2 protein-coding genes are annotated in these 2320 nt (G+C 71.4%); both read right to left on the bottom strand.

All coding sequences use genetic code 11. The features are described 5' to 3' along the window. Window positions 1–15 precede the first annotated feature (15 nt). Window positions 16–1074, bottom strand: coding sequence for a phosphotransferase family protein (locus OXS49_RS33150; RefSeq protein WP_267428740.1), 1059 nt, complete (start codon window positions 1072–1074; stop codon window positions 16–18). Continuing rightward, window positions 1071–2306 (bottom strand): acyl-CoA dehydrogenase family protein, encoded by a 1236-nt coding sequence (locus OXS49_RS33145; protein ID WP_243999793.1) that lies wholly within the window; start codon window positions 2304–2306, stop codon window positions 1071–1073. The genes OXS49_RS33150 and OXS49_RS33145 overlap by 4 nt, the downstream gene beginning before the upstream one ends. Window positions 2307–2320: the final 14 nt, after the last annotated feature.

Raw genomic sequence — 2320 nt, 5'->3', positions numbered from 1 at the left:
CCCCCCCGCCCATCCTCACGCCCCCGCCCGTTCGGCGAAGCCCCAGGCCGCTTCGGCGAGTTTGGGCACCCGCGCCGCCATCGCGGCGGCGTGCTCGCTGGCGGCGTTGCCGGCCTTGGCGCGGGCCGCCACGCCCTGAAGGATGCCGACCAGCCGGAACAGATTGTAGGCGAAGTACCAGTCGAGGTCGGGTAGATCTGTCCGGTCCGCCGCCCGGCAGTAGAGCGCCACGGCCTCGTCCCGGGTGGGGATGCCGAGCGCCGTCAGGTCGAGGCCGCCGAGCCCGCTGCGCCCGTCGGCCGGCAATGCCCACTGCATCAGCAGGTAGCTGAAATCGGCCAGCGGATCGCCGAGCGTCGACAGCTCCCAGTCGAGCACCGCGCTGACGCCGCCGTCGCGGGAAAAGATCAGGTTGTCGAGGCGGTAATCGCCGTGGACCACGCAGGCGCCCTGTTGCTCGGGCACCGTCTTGGGCAGCCACGCGATCAGCCGCTCGACATCCTCCAGCCGCCCATCCTCGGCGGCGCGGTACTGGCGGGTCCAGCGGTCGACCTGCCGGGCGAAGTAGTTGCCGGGCCGCCCGTAATCGGCGAGCCCCGCCGCCTCCGGGTCGATGGCGTGGAGCCGCGCCAGCGTGGCGATCATGCCGGCATAGTGCCGGTGGCGGGCGTGCGGATCGAGGCCCGGCAGGGCGCCGTCCCAATGCACGGCGCCGTCCACCGCCTCCATCACGTAGAAGGCCGCGCCGATGATCTCGGAGTCTTCGCACAGCGCGAACGGGCGCGGCACTGGAAAGCCCTCGCCGTAGAGGGCGCCGATCACCCGGAACTCGCGCTCCACCGCGTGGGCCGAGGGCAGGAGCGGGCCGAAGGGTTTCCGGCGCAGCACGTAGGCCTGGCCGGGCGTATCGAGCCGATAGGTCGGGTTCGACTGGCCGCCGCGGAACTGCTGGACATTGAGCGGGCCGGCATAGCCGCGGACGTGCCCGTCCATCCAGGCGGAAAGCTTCGCCTCGTCGATCCGGTGGCGCGGCTCGACCGGCTTCACGCCGGAGAAGACATCGGCCTCGCTCATGCCCGCTCCCGGGCATTGGTGTAGCGCCCGAATTCCAGCCGGGCGATCGCGCGGTTATGGACCTCGTCGGGCCCGTCGGCGAGCCGCAGGGTGCGGATATGGGCGTACATCCGGGCCAACCCGAAATCCTCCGACACGCCGGCCCCGCCATGGGCCTGGATGGCGTCGTCGATCACCTTCAGCGCCACCCGTGGCGCCGCGACCTTGATCATGGCGATCTCGAGCTTGGCCCCCTTGGCGCCGACCGTGTCCATCATGTCGGCGGCCTTCAGGCAGAGGAGGCGGGTCATCTCGATGTCGATCCGCGCCTCGGCGACCCGCTGCTCCCAGACCGACTGCTCACTGATCCGCTTGCCGAAGGCGACCCGCGAAACCAGCCGGCGCGCCATGGCCTCCAGCGCCACCTCGGCCGCCCCGACGGTGCGCATGCAATGGTGGATGCGGCCGGGCCCGAGCCGCCCCTGCGCGATCTCGAAGCCGCGCCCCTCGCCCAGGATCAGGTTCTCGGCCGGCACGCGAACGTTTTCCAGCACGACCTCGCCGTGGCCCTTGGGGGCGTCCTCGTAGCCGAAGACCGGCAGCAGGCGCTCGACGCGCAGGCCCGGCGTGTCCATGGGCACCAGGATCTGCGATTGCTGCCGGTGGCGGGGCGCCTCCGGGTCGGTCTTGCCCATCAGGATCGCGATCCTGCAGCGCGGATCGCCGACGCCGGTGGACCACCACTTGCGGCCGTCGACGACGTAGTGGTCGCCGTCGCGGCGGATCGACGTCGCGATGTTGGTGGCGTCCGAGGAGGCGACCTCCGGCTCGGTCATCAGGAAGGCCGAGCGGATCTGCCCCGCCATCAGGGGCTTGAGCCACCTCTCCTTCTGGGCGGGGCTGCCGTAGCGGTGGAGCACCTCCATGTTGCCGGTGTCGGGCGCCGCGCAGTTGAACACCTCCGAGGCGATCCCGACCCGGCCCATCGCCTCGGCGCACAGGGCGTAATCGAGGTTGGTCAGGCCGGCGCCGCGGTACGCGTCGGTGTCGTGCTCGGGGGCGGGCGGCAGGAACAGGTTCCACAGGCCCTCGGCCCGGGCCTTATCCTTCAGCCGCTCCATCGTGGGGGAGGGCTCGCGGCTCTCCGCACGCTCGGCCGCGACCGCGGCGGTTGCCGGCAGGATTTCGGCATCGATGAAGGCGCGGACGCGGGTCAGCCAGTGCGTCTGGGACTGGGAGAGGGTGAAATCCAAGGCGTCCGCTCCCT

Source organism: Methylobacterium sp. GC_Met_2, from assembly GCF_026540795.1.
Taxonomy (GTDB): Bacteria; Pseudomonadota; Alphaproteobacteria; order Rhizobiales; family Beijerinckiaceae; genus Methylobacterium.
This window is presented reverse-complemented; position numbering and strand designations above follow the sequence as displayed.